This window comes from Streptomyces sp. NPDC051136 (assembly GCF_044455745.1).
Lineage (GTDB): Bacteria > Actinomycetota > Actinomycetes > Streptomycetales > Streptomycetaceae > Streptomyces.
The window spans coordinates 277632-291576 of the sequence record NZ_JBITFE010000002.1 but is presented as its reverse complement, the minus strand read 5'-3'; the positions used below and the strand labels follow the sequence as shown (position 1 = coordinate 291576).

Annotated in this window: 11 protein-coding genes and 1 pseudogene; 3 read left to right on the top strand and 9 right to left on the bottom strand. The window is 73.0% G+C overall.

Annotated elements, in window-relative coordinates; all coding sequences use genetic code 11:
* Window position 1: 1 nt before the first annotated feature.
* The 5 genes from ACIBCJ_RS06905 to ACIBCJ_RS06885 form a co-directional block, all read right to left on the bottom strand.
* Window positions 2-631: a class F sortase gene (locus ACIBCJ_RS06905; protein WP_365979047.1), complete on the bottom strand. Its 630-nt coding sequence runs from the start codon at window positions 629-631 to the stop codon at window positions 2-4.
* Window positions 632-695: 64 nt separating this feature from the next.
* Window positions 696-1478 (bottom strand): hypothetical protein, encoded by a 783-nt coding sequence (locus ACIBCJ_RS06900; protein WP_365979046.1) that lies wholly within the window; start codon window positions 1476-1478, stop codon window positions 696-698.
* A 190-nt stretch (window positions 1479-1668) separates the two neighbouring features.
* Window positions 1669-3354, bottom strand: coding sequence for a thiamine pyrophosphate-binding protein (locus ACIBCJ_RS06895; protein WP_362094846.1), 1686 nt, complete (start codon window positions 3352-3354; stop codon window positions 1669-1671).
* Entirely contained in the window at window positions 3351-4319 is a 969-nt protein-coding gene (speB, locus tag ACIBCJ_RS06890; RefSeq protein WP_362094843.1) for an agmatinase, read from the bottom strand. Before speB ends, ACIBCJ_RS06895 begins: the two co-directional genes overlap by 4 nt.
* A 52-nt stretch (window positions 4320-4371) precedes the next feature.
* Window positions 4372-5841, bottom strand: a complete 1470-nt coding sequence (locus tag ACIBCJ_RS06885) for a sodium:solute symporter (RefSeq protein WP_365979045.1) — start codon at window positions 5839-5841, stop codon at window positions 4372-4374.
* A gap of 196 nt (window positions 5842-6037) precedes the next feature.
* Between ACIBCJ_RS06885 and ACIBCJ_RS06880 the strand changes: the two genes are divergently transcribed.
* Both ACIBCJ_RS06880 and ACIBCJ_RS06875 read left to right on the top strand, forming a co-directional pair.
* Complete coding sequence (locus ACIBCJ_RS06880) at window positions 6038-7573, top strand: helix-turn-helix domain-containing protein (RefSeq protein ID WP_365979044.1); 1536 nt, start codon at window positions 6038-6040, stop codon at window positions 7571-7573.
* Window positions 7574-7633: 60 nt separating this feature from the next.
* A complete protein-coding gene (locus ACIBCJ_RS06875; protein ID WP_362094835.1) occupies window positions 7634-8422 on the top strand; it encodes a phosphatase in 789 nt (262 codons plus the stop codon).
* 9 nt (window positions 8423-8431) lie between these two features.
* Here ACIBCJ_RS06875 and ACIBCJ_RS06870 read toward each other — a convergent pair.
* From ACIBCJ_RS06870 to ACIBCJ_RS06855, 4 genes and pseudogenes are all read right to left on the bottom strand, one after another.
* A pseudogene (locus tag ACIBCJ_RS06870) lies at window positions 8432-9408 on the bottom strand (cation diffusion facilitator family transporter).
* 5 nt (window positions 9409-9413) lie between these two features.
* On the bottom strand, window positions 9414-10286 hold the full coding sequence (locus ACIBCJ_RS06865; RefSeq protein ID WP_362094832.1) for an acyl-CoA thioesterase II: 873 nt from the start codon (window positions 10284-10286) through the stop codon (window positions 9414-9416).
* 11 nt (window positions 10287-10297) lie between these two features.
* Window positions 10298-11455: an acyl-CoA dehydrogenase family protein gene (locus tag ACIBCJ_RS06860; protein ID WP_351020758.1), complete on the bottom strand. Its 1158-nt coding sequence runs from the start codon at window positions 11453-11455 to the stop codon at window positions 10298-10300.
* Window positions 11456-11583: 128 nt separating this feature from the next.
* On the bottom strand, window positions 11584-12201 hold the full coding sequence (locus ACIBCJ_RS06855) for a TetR/AcrR family transcriptional regulator (RefSeq protein WP_362094825.1): 618 nt from the start codon (window positions 12199-12201) through the stop codon (window positions 11584-11586).
* 96 nt (window positions 12202-12297) lie between these two features.
* Here ACIBCJ_RS06855 and ACIBCJ_RS06850 point away from each other — a divergent pair, with 96 nt between their 5' ends.
* Window positions 12298-13914 (top strand): carboxyl transferase domain-containing protein, encoded by a 1617-nt coding sequence (locus tag ACIBCJ_RS06850; protein ID WP_365979043.1) that lies wholly within the window; start codon window positions 12298-12300, stop codon window positions 13912-13914.
* Window positions 13915-13945 lie beyond the last annotated feature (31 nt).

Below are 13945 nucleotides of genomic sequence, written 5' to 3'. Positions count from 1 at the left end.
GTCAGCCGACGAGGTCGGCGTAGACGATGACGTTGTCCGGACGGTGGCCGTGCGTGATCTCGCCGCCGCAGGTGATCAGGCGCAGCTCGGGACGGTCGGTCCTGCCGTAGACCTTGTCGGTGGGGAACGCGTCCTTGTCGACCTGTTCCAGCGCGGTGACCGCGAAGACCGCGCGGGCGCCGTCCTCGCGGGTGACGGTGATCGGGTCGCCGGGCTCGATCTTCCCGACGTTCCGCATGACCGCCGGACCGTTGACCGTGTCGAAGTGGCCCACGAGGACGGCCGGTCCGACCTCACCCGGCGTGACGCCTTTCTCGTACCAGCCGATGCGGTCGGCCCGGGCCACCGAGGGCACCTCGATGGTGCCGTCGTCGTTCAGACCGAGGCGGAGCAGGGGGCCGGTGTCGACGCCGGCGGCGGGGACGGAGACGCGTACGGGCACGGACGCCGGCAGCGCGTCCGGGGCGGTCGTCCCGCTCGGTGCGGTGGTGGCGGTCGTCGCGGTGGCGAAAGGGCTGAGGTCGGGGGCCGGCGTGGCCCCCGGCCCGTCCGCCCCGCAGCCGGCGAGTGCGGCGGCGAGGGGCAGGGCGAGCAGGGCCGCGGCCGCTCGGCGTCCGGCGGTCAGGCGCATGGTCGGGTCTCCTTGCGGGCCCTGGCCCGGCGGACCGGGCCAGGGCGTGGTGTGCTGTCCGGCTTCAGCGGGTGACGGACGACCGGCGGCGGCGCAGTGCGACGAAGCCGAGACCGGCGGCGCCGACGGCCGCGGCCGCTCCGCCGACCGCCACGAGCGACGAGCCGTCACCGTCCGCCGCCTCGTAACCGGCCGCGACGCCCCCCTTGGGGACGACGGACGTCTGAACGCCACCGCCCCGCCCCGAGGTGCCCGAGCCGTCGGTCCGGTAGGTGAAGGTGCACCCCTTCGGCAGAGCCGGGAACGAGGTGACCGACGCCGGGTGGCCGCCGCCCTCCATGTTCGTCCGCAGCCGCGGGTGGCTGCTGTCGGGCCCCAGGATCTCGGCGAGGAAACCGGCGCTCGCGGGCAGCTTCGGATGCGTACGGTCCAGCGACAAGCCCGGGAGGTAGCCGTCCTCGCCGGAGGCCTGGAAGAGGACGGACGGCCCGGACGGGGCGATCGTCAGGAGTGCGGCGGTGCCGGCGCCTATGTTCTGGCGCTTGGTCACCACGCAGCGGACGGGCGTCACCGGGCCCTGACCGTCCGAACCACCGTCGGTGACGGAGGGCTTCGGGGCCGGCGTGGTCACGGGCGTCACCGGGCCCTGACCGTCGGAACCGCCGTCGGTCACCGAGGGCGTCGGGGCCGGCGAGGTCACCGGGGTGACCGGGCCCTGGCCGGGCGAGCCGCCGTCCGTGACCGAGGGCGTCGGGGTCGGGGTGGGAGAGGAGTCGGCGACGGCGGTCATCGCGGAGGCCAGGACCACGCCGGTCACCGCGACGGCGCCGACGGCTCCGCGCAGCACGCGCCGGCGGAGGGAGAAGGAGGAGGGAGCAACAAAAGCGGACGCAACGGACTTATGCAAGGAAGGGTCACCTTTCCGGTCGACGTGACCCCTTGAAGCTATAAATCGCCTTCCGCTGGAAGCATGTGCTCCGCGTCACAGCTCTGTCACAGACCCCGCGAAGCCCTTGGACGGCTCCTGTGACGTGCCGTCAGCCCAGGTGCGTCGGCGCGAACATCCGCAGGACGGCGGGGAGCACGACCACCGACGGTCCCGGTGCGGCCAGGGCCTTCGCGAGGTCGGCCTCCAGCGTCTGCGGCGACGTCCGTACGCCCGGCACGCCGAAGGACTCGGCAAGGGCGACGTAGTCCGGGCGGGTCAGCTCCGTCGCCGTCGGCTCGCCGAAGGCGTCGGTCATGTACTCGCGCAGGATGCCGTAACCGCCGTCGTCGACGATCAGCCAGGTGACGTTCAGGTCGTACTGGCGGGCGGTGGCCAGTTCGGCGACGGAGTACAGGGCGCCGCCGTCGCCGGAGACCGCCAGCACCGGGCGGGTGGGGTCGGCCGCCGCGGCTCCCAGGGCCGCCGGGAAGCCGTAGCCGAGACCGCCGGCGCCCTGGGCGGAGTGCATGGTGTTCGGGGCCTTGGGGTCGAAGGCGGACCACGCCCAGTAGGCCAGGATCGTCATGTCCCAGAAGGACGGGGCGTCGGCCGGGAGCGCCCCGCGGACGGCGGCCAGCACGTCCTGCTCCAGGGTGAGCTCCTGGGACGCGATGCGTTCGCGGACCTGGTCCAGTACGTCCCGCACGCGGTCGGGGGCGGTGGGATCGGTGCGCTCGTCCACCGTCTCCAGCAGCGCCTGGAGGGCGAGGCGGGCGTCGGCGTGGATGCCGAGGGCGGGGTGGTTGGACTCCAGCTTGCCGAGGTCCGCCTCGATCTGGATCACCCGGCCGCGCGGGGCGAACGTGTGGTAGTTCGAGGAGAGTTCGCCGAGACCCGAGCCGACGACGAGCAGGACGTCCGCGTCCTCCAGGAAGTCCGTGGTGTGCCGGTCCTCCAGCCAGGACTGGAGGGAGAGGGGGTGCGTCCAGGGGAACGCGCCCTTGCCGCCGAACGTGGTGACGACGGGGGCCTGGAGGCGTTCCGCGAGCTGCCGGAGCTTCTTCGAGGCGTCCGCCCGCACCACACCCCCGCCCGCGATGATCGCGGGGCGCTCGGCACGGGTCAGCAGGTCGGCGGCGACCGCCGTCAGTTCGGGGCGCGGGGGCAGTTCCTCGGGGAAGGTGTCGCCGCCGGTCACGACCGGGATCGGTGTCTCGGCCAGGAGCACGTCCTGCGGGATCTCCACCCACACCGGGCCGTGCGGGACGGTCAGCGCCGACGTCCAGGCCTCGGCGATCGCGGAGGGGATCTGGGACTGGGTGCGCACGGTGTGGACGGACTTCACCACGCCGCGGAAGGACGCCGCCTGGTCGGGGAGTTCGTGCAGATAGCCGTGGCGTCCGCCGCCGAGGCCGGCCGTCGGCACCTGGCTGCCGATCGCCAGGACGGGCGCGGAGGCCGCCCGCGCCTCCTGGAGCGCGGCCAGGGAGGTGAGGGCTCCCGGGCCGGTCGACAGGAGCAGCGGGGCGGCCTCGCCGGTGACGCGGCCGTAGGCGTCGGCGGCGAAACCGGCGTTGTTCTCCACCCGCAGGCCGATGTAGCGCAGGTCGGAGCGGCGCAGGGCGTCGAACATGCCGAGGGCGTGCTGGCCGGGCAGGCCGAAGACGGTGGTCGCGCCGAGCCCGGCCAGGGTCTCCACGACCAGGTCTCCGCCGTTGCGGCCGGGGGGAGGATTCAGTGCGGCCTCCGTCTGGGCGGCGGTCGGACGGAGTACCAAGTCGTGGTCGTGGGTCACTTCGCGCGGGCCTCTGCGATCTGGCGGGACATGATGGTGGTCAGTTCGTACGCGGTGTGGGAGGCCGCGACGGAGGTGATCTCCGCGTGGTCGTAGGCCGGGGCGACCTCGACGACGTCGGCGGAGACCAGGTTGCAGGACGCCAGGCCGCGCAGGATCTCCAGCAGCTCGCGGGAGGTCATGCCGCCGGCCTCGGGGGTGCCGGTGCCGGGGGCGTGGGCGGGGTCCAGGCAGTCGATGTCGATGGAGATGTACAGCGGGCGGTCGCCGATGCGCTGGCGGAGCTGGTCGGCGATCTCGTCGGCGCCGCGGCGGTAGACGTCGGCGGAGGTGACGATGCCGAAGCCCATCTTCTCGTCGTCGGTGAGGTCCTTCTTGCCGTACAGCGGGCCGCGGGTGCCGACGTGGGAGAGCGCGGAGGTGTCGAGGATGCCCTCCTCCACCGCGCGCCGGAAGGGCGTGCCGTGGGTGTACTCGGCGCCGAAGTAGGTGTCCCAGGTGTCCAGGTGGGCGTCGAAGTGGAGCAGGGCGACCGGGCCGTGCTTCCGGGCGACCGAGCGCAGCAGCGGCAGGGCGATGGTGTGGTCGCCGCCCAGGGTCATCAGGCGGGCGCCGGTGCCGAGGAGGTCGTCGGCGGCGGCCTCGATCGTCTCGACGGCCTCGTTGATGTTGAACGGGTTGACGGCTATGTCGCCGCCGTCCGCGACCTGGGCGAGGGCGAAGGGGGAGGCGTCCTGCGCCGGGTTGTAGGGGCGCAGCAGGCGGGAGGCCTCGCGGATGGCGTTGCCGCCGAAGCGGGCGCCGGGGCGGTAGGAGACGCCCGAGTCGAACGGCACGCCCACGACGGCGACGTCGGCGGCGGCGACCTCGTCCAGGCGCGGGAGCCGGGCGAAGGTCGCGGGTCCGGCGTACCGCGGGATCCGGGAGGAGTCGACGGGGCCGCGGGGCGTCTCGTTGCTGCTCATGCACTGCCTTCCTTCTTACGCTTCGTCGCGTATGTACTGCCGCTGCCCGACTCTACTGGTGAGCCGGGACCGCCGGTTCGGACCGGTGTTCGGGGGCCCGGCCGGCGATGCGTTCGCGCCAGGCGGTGAGGATCGCCTCGTCGGTGGGGCGGGTCGCCAGGGAGACGGCGACGTAGACGACGAGGGAGGCCAGCAGGCCGTAGTAGACGGGCTCGTTGGCGAGGATGCCGTAGCCCGCCATCAGGCCGACGACCGCGAGTCCGCCGACGGCGACCGCGGCGAGGGCGCCCTGGGCGGTGCCGCGCTTCCACAGCAGCCCGCCGAGGATGGGGACGAGCAGGCCGCCGACGAGGAGGTTGTAGGCGACGGTGAGGGCCTCGACGACGTCGTTGAGGGCGATGGAGATCAGGATCACCGCGACGCCCATGGCGAGGATGAAGACGCGGTTGCCCTTCACCTCGTCGTGCCCCTCCGCACGCTCCGCTCCCCGGACCGCGCCGCGCAGCCGGGACCAGATGTCGTTGTTGGCGACGGTGGCGCAGGCGATGAGGGCGCCGGAGGAGGTGGACATCACGGCGGCCAGGGCGGCGGCCAGCACCAGGCCGCGCACGCCGACCGGCAGTTCGTCCTTGACGATGGTGGCGAAGGCGTCGTCGGGGCTGGCGAGCTTGGGGTAGAGCACCTTGGCGGCGGTGCCGATGACGGCGCCCGCGACGGCGTAGACGAGGCAGTAGGTGCCGGCGACGGTGCCGCCCCACTTGGCGGTGCGGTCGCTGCCGGCGGTGAAGACGCGCTGCCAGATGTCCTGGCCGATGAGCATGCCGAAGGTGTAGATCAGCACATAGGTGAAGATCGTCTCGCCGCCGATGCCCAGCGGGTCGAAGTACTCGGTCGGCAGCTGCGCCTTCATCGCGCCGAAGCCGCCGGCCTTGACGACCGCGACGGGCAGCAGCAGGAGCAGGACGCCGATGGTCTTCACCACGAACTGCACCATGTCGGTGAGGGTGATGGACCACATGCCGCCGAGCGTGGAGTAGGCGACGACGATGGAGCCGCCGAGGACGATCGCGAGGGTGCGGTTCACGTCGAAGAGGACGTCGAAGATCGTGGCGTAGGCGATGGTGGAGGTGACGGCCAGCATCAGGGTGTACGCCCACATGACGATGCCGGAGATGACGCCCGCCCGGCCGCCGTAGCGCAGGTCGAGCATCTCGGAGACGGTGTAGACCTTCAGCCGGGCGATGCGCGCGGAGAAGAAGACCGACAGGGCGAGGATGCCCAGGCCGATGGTGACGACCATCCAGGCGCCGGAGAGGCCGTACTGGTAGCCGAGGCCGACGCCGCCGATGGTGGACGCGCCGCCGAGGACGATGGCCGCCATGGTGCCGGAGTACATGGCCGGGCCGAGGCGTCGTCCGGCGACGAGGAACTCGCTCTTGGACTTCGCGCGGCGCATGCCCCACCAGCCCATGGCCAGCATGCCGGCCAGGTAGACGACGATCACGATGTAGTCGACGGCCATGAGGGGGCCTCCTTCGCGCGTTCTCGGTGGCGTGTCGTGCGGCGGGTCGTTCCGGTGGCGCCGCGCGGGGACATCCGCCCGTACCCGCGGCCGCCGGTGTGGATTCCGGTTCGGGTCGACACTAGGTGGCCGAAAAGCGACTGCGAAGTGTACGTTTCCTCCATCGGAGAACGGCCGAGTGGAGGAATCGTCCATCGTGCAGGAGCCGTCCGCCGGGCAGGAGCCGTCCGTACCGCCCGCGCCGCCCACTCCCCCGGTGCCGCTCGCGGCCCTGCTGTCCTGGGGTGACCTGGGGCTGCGCCAGGTCACCGGGCCGCCGGCCGCGGACGTGACGATCACCTGGGCCCACACGTCGGAGATGTCCGACCCCTATCCGTATCTGCTGGGCGGCGAGCTGCTGCTCACCGCAGGCGTCCACATCCCGCGCGGGACGGGCCCGGACACCTCGTACTTCGACGACTACGTGGCCCGGATCGTGGCGGCGGGCGGCGCGGCCCTCGGCTTCGGGGTGGCGCCGGTGCACGACACGGTGCCCGGGGCGCTGGTCGCGGCCTGCGAGGCGTACGGGCTGCCGCTGGTGGAGGTGCCGCCGCGGACGACGTTCTCGGGCGTGGCCCGGGCGGTGTGGCAGCTGATGGCACGGGCCAGGACGGCCGAGCTGCGCCGGATCACGGAGGCCCAGCAGGGTCTGGCCGCCGCCGCCTCGCGTCCCGATCCGGTGCCGTCGGTGCTGCGCCGGCTGGCCGGGCGGCTGGAGGGGCGGGCGGTCCTGTACGGGCCGGAGGGCACCGAGATCGCGGCGGCGGGGCGGGAGCCCTCCGGCGAGGTGCGGCGGGCGCTGGCGGAGCTGGCCAGGTTCGTCACCGGGCACGCCTCCAGCACCGCCACGGACACGGCCGCCGGGACCGGACTCACCGCGTACGCCCTAGGCACCGGGCCCGGCTTCGTCCTCGGGGTCGCCGCCCCGCACCGGGAGTCCGGGGACCACGCCATCGCGTCGGTCGCCGCCGTGCTGCTCACGCTGCTCACCGGCGAGCACCAGAGCGGCACCGGCGCGGCCCGCTCCTCGGCCCTCGTACGGCTGCTGCTGGGCGCCCGGCGCGAGGAGGTCGCCCCGCTGCTCGGCGGCGGGGACGGCGACGGCGCCGGCCGCTGGTACGTGGTGCACGCCCGTCCGACCACCGGCGTCCCCGACGCGGTCTCGGCGTCGGCGCTGGGCACGGCCCTCGGCTCCGCCCTGGTCGACTCGGCGCAGGACGTCGTACGGGTGCTGGTGCCGGCCGGCCCGCGGCGAGGGGCCGGAGCGGCCCTCGCGGAGCCCGCCGCCCAGCCCGGCTGGACGCTCGGCGTGAGCGCCGGCGTCGCCCCCGCCGAGTGGCCCGCCGCCGACGTCCAGGCGGCGCGGGCGCTGGCACGGGCCGCCGCCACCCGGTCCCCGCTGGTCCGGCACGCCGAGCGGCGGGGTTTCGCCGACCTCGTGCCGGCCGGGGAGGCCGAGGCGCACGCCCGGGCACTGCTCGCGCCGGTCGACGCCGTGCCCGCGCTCCCCGAGACGCTGCGTGCCTGGCTCTCCCTGCACGGAAGCTGGGACCGCACGGCCGTCGCCCTGTCCGTGCACCGCAACACCGTCCGGCAGCGCATCGCCCGGTGCGCCGCCCTGCTGGAGGCCGACCTCGACGACCCGGACGTGCGGATGGAGCTGTGGTTCGCGCTGCGGCACCCGCGCGCGTGACCCGCGTCCCAGCGCGGACGTGCCGAGGACGCCCACGGGCGGCTGCTCCACAATGGAGCCATGCCGATACCCGGGACACCCAGCCGCGCCGAACTCGCCGAGCACCTCGTCAGGACGCGTATCGCGGGCGACGTCGCCACTCCCCGCGAGAACAACCTCTCCCACTACCGGAAGCTGGCCAACGGCGACCGGGGGTTCTGGCTCGGTCTGGAGCTGGGCGACCGCTGGAGCGACGAGCAGGACGTGCTCGCGGTGATGGCGGAGCGGGTCGGCGTCAACGACGACCCCGAGCACCGGTACGGCCAGGACACCATCGACCCGGAGCTGACGGTCTCCGCCCTGGAGCGGATGGCGGCGCGGCTGCGCAAGGCGGCCGACGGCGGGCAGCGGGTGCTGTTCGCCACCGGTCACCCCGGCGGGCTGCTGGACGTGCACCGCGCCACGGCCGCCGCGCTGCGCTCCGCCGGCTGCGAGATCGTCGTGATCCCGGAGGGGCTGACGACGGAGGAGGGGTACGTCCAGCAGTTCGCGGACGTCTCGGTGCTTGAGCACGGGGCCTCGCTGTGGCACACCCACTCGGGCGAGCCGATGAAGGCCATCCTGACCGGCCTGGAGCGCGAGGGCCGTCCGCTGCCCGACCTGGTGGTCGCCGACCACGGCTGGGCCGGGTACGCCGCCCAGCACGGCGTGGACTCGGTCGGCTACGCGGACTGCAACGACCCGGCGCTCTTCCTCGCGGAGTCCGAGGGCACCCTCCAGGTCGCGGTGCCGCTGGACGACCACGTGGTCAGCCCGCGCTACTACGACCCGATGACGGCGTACCTGCTGACCGAGGCGGGCCTGAAGTAGGCGGCTCGGCTACGGCCAGGGGTTGAGGCCCTCGGAGCGGCGCTGCGCGAATCCCGGCGTCGGGTCGAGGTAGACCCGGCGCACCACCGGGAACTCCTCGCGCCGCCGCTGCTCGGCCCGCTCGCAGGCCCACTCGATCTGCGCCGCCGTCGACACGTCGCGGAAGTCGACCTTCGCGGCGACCAGCGCCTCCCGCGGCCCCTGCACGAGGGTGGTCAGCTCCAGCACGGCCTCGATGTGCTCGACGGCGACCAGTTCCGCCCGCATCCGTTCCCGCACGGAGCGCGGCAGGGGGCGGCCGACGAGGAACTCGGCGTTGGAGCGGCCCAGCACCCAGGCGACGTACAGGAGCAGCGCGCCGATGCACAGCGAGGCGACGCCGTCCCAGACGCCGGAGCCGGTGAGCTGCCCGCCGAGCAGGCCGCCCGCGGCCAGCAGCAGTCCGGCCAGCGCGGCGGAGTCCTCCATGACGACGGCCTTGACGGCGGTGTCGGGGGTGCGGCGCAGGTAGCGGCCGAAGGTCACCCGGTGCCGGGCGGCCTCGCCGCGGACCTGCTTGAGGCCGGTGCGCAGCGAGTAGCCCTCCAGGAGGAAGGCGACGGCCAGGACGACGTACGACACCAGGGGGTCGCCGGGGTCCTCGCCGTGGGTGAGGGTGTGGACGCCGTCGTAGAGGGAGAAGACGGCGCCGCCGACGAAGGTGGCGACGGCGGCGAGCAGCGCCCAGATGTAGCGCTCGGGGCCGTGGCCGAGGGGTGGTCCTCGTCGGCGGGGCGGACGCTGCGTTTGAGCGAGGTCAGCAGCAGCACCTCGGTGACGGTGTCCGCGACCGAGTGCGCGGCCTCGGAGAGCATGGCGCTGGAGCCGCTGATCACACCGGCCACCGCCTTGGCGACGGCGATGCCGAGATTGGCGAAGGCGGCGACGAGCACCGTGAAGGTGCTGTCGCCGCCGCTGTCCTTCGCGTCCGCCGCCGTGTCCGCCATGCCCCTCAGTGTTCCCGAGGGACGCGCACCACGCCTTCCTGGACGACCGAGATCGCGAGCCGCCCGTCCTGGGTGTGGATGCGGGCCTGGCCGAGGCCCCGGCCGCCGGACGCGGACGGGGACTGCTGGTCGTACAGCAGCCATTCGTCGGCGCGGAAGGGCCGGTGGAACCACATGGCGTGGTCCAGCGAGGCGCCGACGACGTCGCCGACGGCCCAGCCGCCGCGGCCGTGCGCGAGCAGGACCGAGTCGAGGAGGGTCATGTCGGAGACGTAGGTGGCGAGGACGACGTGCAGCAGGGGGTCGTCCGCAAGTTTGCCGTTGGTGCGGAACCACACCTGGGAGTGCGGCTCGCGCGGGGTGCCGAAGTCGCCGAAGGGCGGGTCGTCGACGTAGCGCAGGTCGACGGCGGCCCGTGCCTCCAGGAACCGCTCCACGGTGTCGGCGGGCAGGTGCGGGTAGCCACGCAGCCGCTCCTCGCCGGTGGGGAGGGTCGCCGGGTCCGGTGCGGGCGGCATCGGGGCCTGGTGGTCGAGTCCCTCCTCGTACGTCTGGAAGGACGCCGACAGGGTGAAGATCGGCTTGCCGTGCTGGACGGCGACGACGCGGCGGGTGGTGAAGGAGCGGCCGTCGCGCAGCCGGTCGACGTTGTAGACGATGGGGGCGCCGGGGTCGCCGGGACGCAGGAAGTACGCGTGCAGGGAGTGCGCGTGCCGGTCGGCGGGGACCGTGCGGCCGGCGGCGACCATGGCCTGGGCCGCCACCTGGCCGCCGAAGACCCGGGGGACGACGGCGGACCGGGAGCGGCCGCGGTAGATGTCCTCCTCGATCCGCTCGAGGTCGAGCAGGTCGAGGAGGGACTGGAGTGCTTCGCTCATGGTCCTGTGGTCTACAGGCCCATGTTCTTCGCGATGATCGACTTCATGATCTCGCTGGTGCCGCCGTAGATGCGGTTGACGCGGTTGTCCGCGTACAGGCGGGCGATCGGGTACTCGTTCATGTAGCCGTAGCCGCCGTGCAGCTGGAGGCAGCGGTCGATGACACGGTGGGCGACCTCGGTGCAGAACAGCTTGGCGGAGGCGGCCTCGGCGGGGGTCAGCTCGCCCGCGTCCAGCGCCTCGGTGGCGCGGTCGACGACGGCCTCGGCGGCGTCCACCTCGGCCTGGCAGGCGGCCAGCTCGAACTTGGTGTTCTGGAAGTGGGCGACCGGCTTGCCGAAGACGGTGCGGTCCTGCACGTACTGCTTGGCGAAGCGGACGGCGGCCTTGGCCTGGGCGTAGGCGCCGAAGGCGATGCCCCAGCGCTCGGAGGCCAGGTTGTGGCCGAGGTAGTAGAAGCCCTTGTTCTCCTCGCCGAGCAGGTCCTCGACGGGGACCTTGACGTCGACGAAGGCCAGCTCGGCGGTGTCGGAGGTGCGCAGGCCCAGCTTGTCCAGCTTGCGGCCGACCGAGTAGCCCTCGGACTTGGTGTCCACGGCGAACAGCGAGATGCCGTGGCGGCGGTCCTCGGCGGTGGGCGCGGCGGTGCGGGCGCAGACGATGACGCGGTCGGCGTGCACGCCGCCGGTGATGAAGGTCTTGGCTCCGTTGAGGACGTAGTGGGTGCCGTCCTCGGAGAGCTTGGCGGTGGATTTCATGCCCGCGAGGTCGGAGCCGGTGCCGGGCTCCGTCATCGCGATGGCCCACATCTCCTCGCCGGTGACGAACTTCGGCAGGTAGCGCTTCTTCTGCTCGTCGGTGGCCAGCATGTTGATGTAGGGCAGGGCGAGCAGCACGTGGACGCCGGAGCCGCCGAACTGCACGCCGGCCCGGGCGGTCTCCTCGTACAGGACGGCCTCGAACTTGTGGCTGTCCATGCCGGCGCCGCCGAACTCCTCGGGCACGTTGATGCCGAAGATGCCCAGCTCGCCGAGCTTGTAGTAGAACTCGCGCGGCGCCTGGCCCGCGGCGAACCACTCGTCGTAGACGGGGACGACCTCGGCCTCGATGAAGGCGCGGAGGGTCTCCCGGAACGCCTCGTGGTCCTCGTTGAACACCGTACGGCGCACCGCGCCACCTCCAGGGTACGAATATCTAAGCGCTTGCTCAGATACCACCGTACCGGCGGGTAGCCAGAGGCGTCCAGAGCGGGGCCCGGGTAACCCTCGTCACTCCCCGCCCGCCCGCGGGGCGCCCGTCACGCCTCCCCCACCGCCGCGAACGCCCCCCGCGCCATCCGGTGCAGCAGCGACGCGGTCACCGCGCGGCCGGGCAGGGCGCCGGGGCGGCCGAGGTGCGGGGTGGAGTTCAGGAGGCCGAAGACCGAGTGGACCGCGGAGCGGGCGGCGGGCTCGGCGACCGACGGGTAGACCTGCCGGAGCACCCCGACCCACAGCTCGACGTACTGCCGCTGAAGCTGCCGCACCATCTTGCGGTCGGCGTCCCGGAGGCGGTCCAGCTCGCGGTCGTGCAGGGTGATGAGCGGACGGTCGTCGAGCGCGAAGTCGATGTGCCCCTCGATGAGCGAGTCGAGGACCGCCTCGGGTTCCGTCACGCCGGCTCCCGCCCCGGAGCCGTCCGCCTCCGCCAGCCGCCGCTTGGCCCCGGTCAGCAGCGAGTCGCTGATCCCGACCAGCAGCTCGGCGAGCATCGCGTCCTTGCCGGGGAAGTGCCGGTACAGGCCGGGGCCGCTGATACCGACCGCGGCGCCTATCTCGTCGACGCCGACCCCGTGGAAGCCGCGCTCGGCGAAGAGCCGGGCGGCCTCCTTGAGGATCTGCTCGCGGCGGGTGGGGGCGTCGGTTCTGGTGGCCATGGGGTCGATTCTAGACAGGCGGGTTAGCGGTCGTTAACCTGAAGGAAATGCGTTAACGCTCATTAACTGGTCGATCACTGGTGAGGGGACCGCAGGATGCACGAGGCACCGGAGCTGACGACGGCGGTGGATCCCGCCTCGGAGGCCTTTCGGGCCAACGAGGAGGCGCACGCCGTCCTCGTTCAGGAGCTGCGCGCCAAGCTCGCGGCGGCCCGGCTGGGCGGCGGCGAGCGGGCGCGGGCCCGGCACACCGCGCGCGGCAAGCTGCTGCCGCGCGACCGCGTGGACACGCTGCTCGACCCGGGTTCGCCCTTCCTTGAGCTGGCGCCGCTGGCGGCCGACGGGCTCTACGACGGAGCGGCCCCGGCGGCCGGCGTGATCGCCGGGATCGGCCGGGTCAGCGGCCGGGAGTGCGTGATCGTCGCCAACGACGCCACCGTCAAGGGCGGCACGTACTACCCGATGACCGTCAAGAAGCACCTGCGGGCGCAGGAGGTGGCGCTGGAGAACCGGCTGCCGTGCCTGTACCTCGTCGACTCGGGCGGCGCCTTCCTGCCGATGCAGGACGAGGTCTTCCCGGACCGCGAGCACTTCGGGCGGATCTTCTACAACCAGGCCCGGATGTCCGGCGCCGGCATCCCGCAGATCGCCGCCGTCCTCGGCTCCTGCACCGCGGGCGGCGCCTACGTCCCGGCGATGAGCGACGAGGCGGTGATCGTCCGCAACCAGGGCACCATCTTCCTCGGCGGCCCGCCGCTGGTGAAGGCGGCCACCGGTGAGGTGGTCACGGCCGAGGAGCTGGGCGGCGGCGAGGTCCACTCGCGCATCTCCGGCGTGACCGACCACCTCGCCGAGGACGACCCGCACGCCCTGCGCATCGTGCGGCAGATCGTCTCCACCCTGCCGGAGCGCTCCACGCTCCCCTGGAGCGTGCGGGCGGCGGTCGAGCCGAAGGTCGACCCGCAGGGCCTGTACGGCGCGGTGCCGGTCGACTCGCGCACCCCCTACGACGTCCGCGAGGTCATCGCGCGCGTGGTGGACGGCTCCCGCTTCGCCGAGTTCAAGTCGGAGTACGGCCAGACCCTGGTGACCGGCTTCGCCCGGATCCACGGCCACCCGGTCGGCATCGTCGCCAACAACGGCATCCTGTTCGCCGAGTCGGCCCAGAAGGGCGCCCACTTCATCGAGCTGTGCGACCAGCGCGGCATCCCGCTGGTGTTCCTGCAGAACATCTCCGGGTTCATGGTGGGCCGCGACTACGAGGCCGGCGGCATCGCCAAGCACGGCGCCAAGATGGTGACGGCGGTGGCGTGCACGCGCGTGCCGAAGCTGACGGTGGTCGTCGGCGGGTCGTACGGCGCGGGGAACTACTCGATGTGCGGCCGGGCGTACTCGCCGCGGTTCCTGTGGATGTGGCCCAACGCCAAGATCTCCGTGATGGGCGGCGAGCAGGCCGCGTCCGTGCTGGCCACGGTCAAGCGGGACCAGCTGGAGGCGCGGGGCGAGCAGTGGCCGGCCGAGGAGGAGGAGTCCTTCAAGGCACCGGTCCGCGCCCAGTACGAGCGCCAGGGCAACGCCTACTACGCGACCGCCCGCCTGTGGGACGACGGCGTGATCGAGCCGGCCGACACCCGGCAGGTGCTGGGCCTGGCCCTGACCGCGTGTGCCAACGCGCCGCTGGGCGAGCCCCAGTTCGGCGTCTTCCGGATGTGAGGAGGGGACCCATGCAGGACAACACGAACAA

Excerpts from the sequence above, each read along its gene's own strand:
- ACIBCJ_RS06905 (WP_365979047.1), bottom strand. The coding sequence starts at position 631 with ATGCGCCTGACCGCCGGACGCCGAGCGGCCGCGGCCCTGCTCGCCCTG.
- speB (WP_362094843.1), bottom strand. The coding sequence starts at position 4,319 with ATGAGCAGCAACGAGACGCCCCGCGGCCCCGTCGACTCCTCCCGGATC.
- ACIBCJ_RS06885 (WP_365979045.1), bottom strand. The coding sequence starts at position 5,841 with ATGGCCGTCGACTACATCGTGATCGTCGTCTACCTGGCCGGCATGCTG.
- ACIBCJ_RS06875 (WP_362094835.1), top strand. The coding sequence starts at position 7,634 with ATGCCGATACCCGGGACACCCAGCCGCGCCGAACTCGCCGAGCACCTC.
- ACIBCJ_RS06865 (WP_362094832.1), bottom strand. The coding sequence starts at position 10,286 with ATGAGCGAAGCACTCCAGTCCCTCCTCGACCTGCTCGACCTCGAGCGG.
- ACIBCJ_RS06855 (WP_362094825.1), bottom strand. The coding sequence starts at position 12,201 with ATGGCCACCAGAACCGACGCCCCCACCCGCCGCGAGCAGATCCTCAAG.
- ACIBCJ_RS06850 (WP_365979043.1), top strand. The coding sequence starts at position 12,298 with ATGCACGAGGCACCGGAGCTGACGACGGCGGTGGATCCCGCCTCGGAG.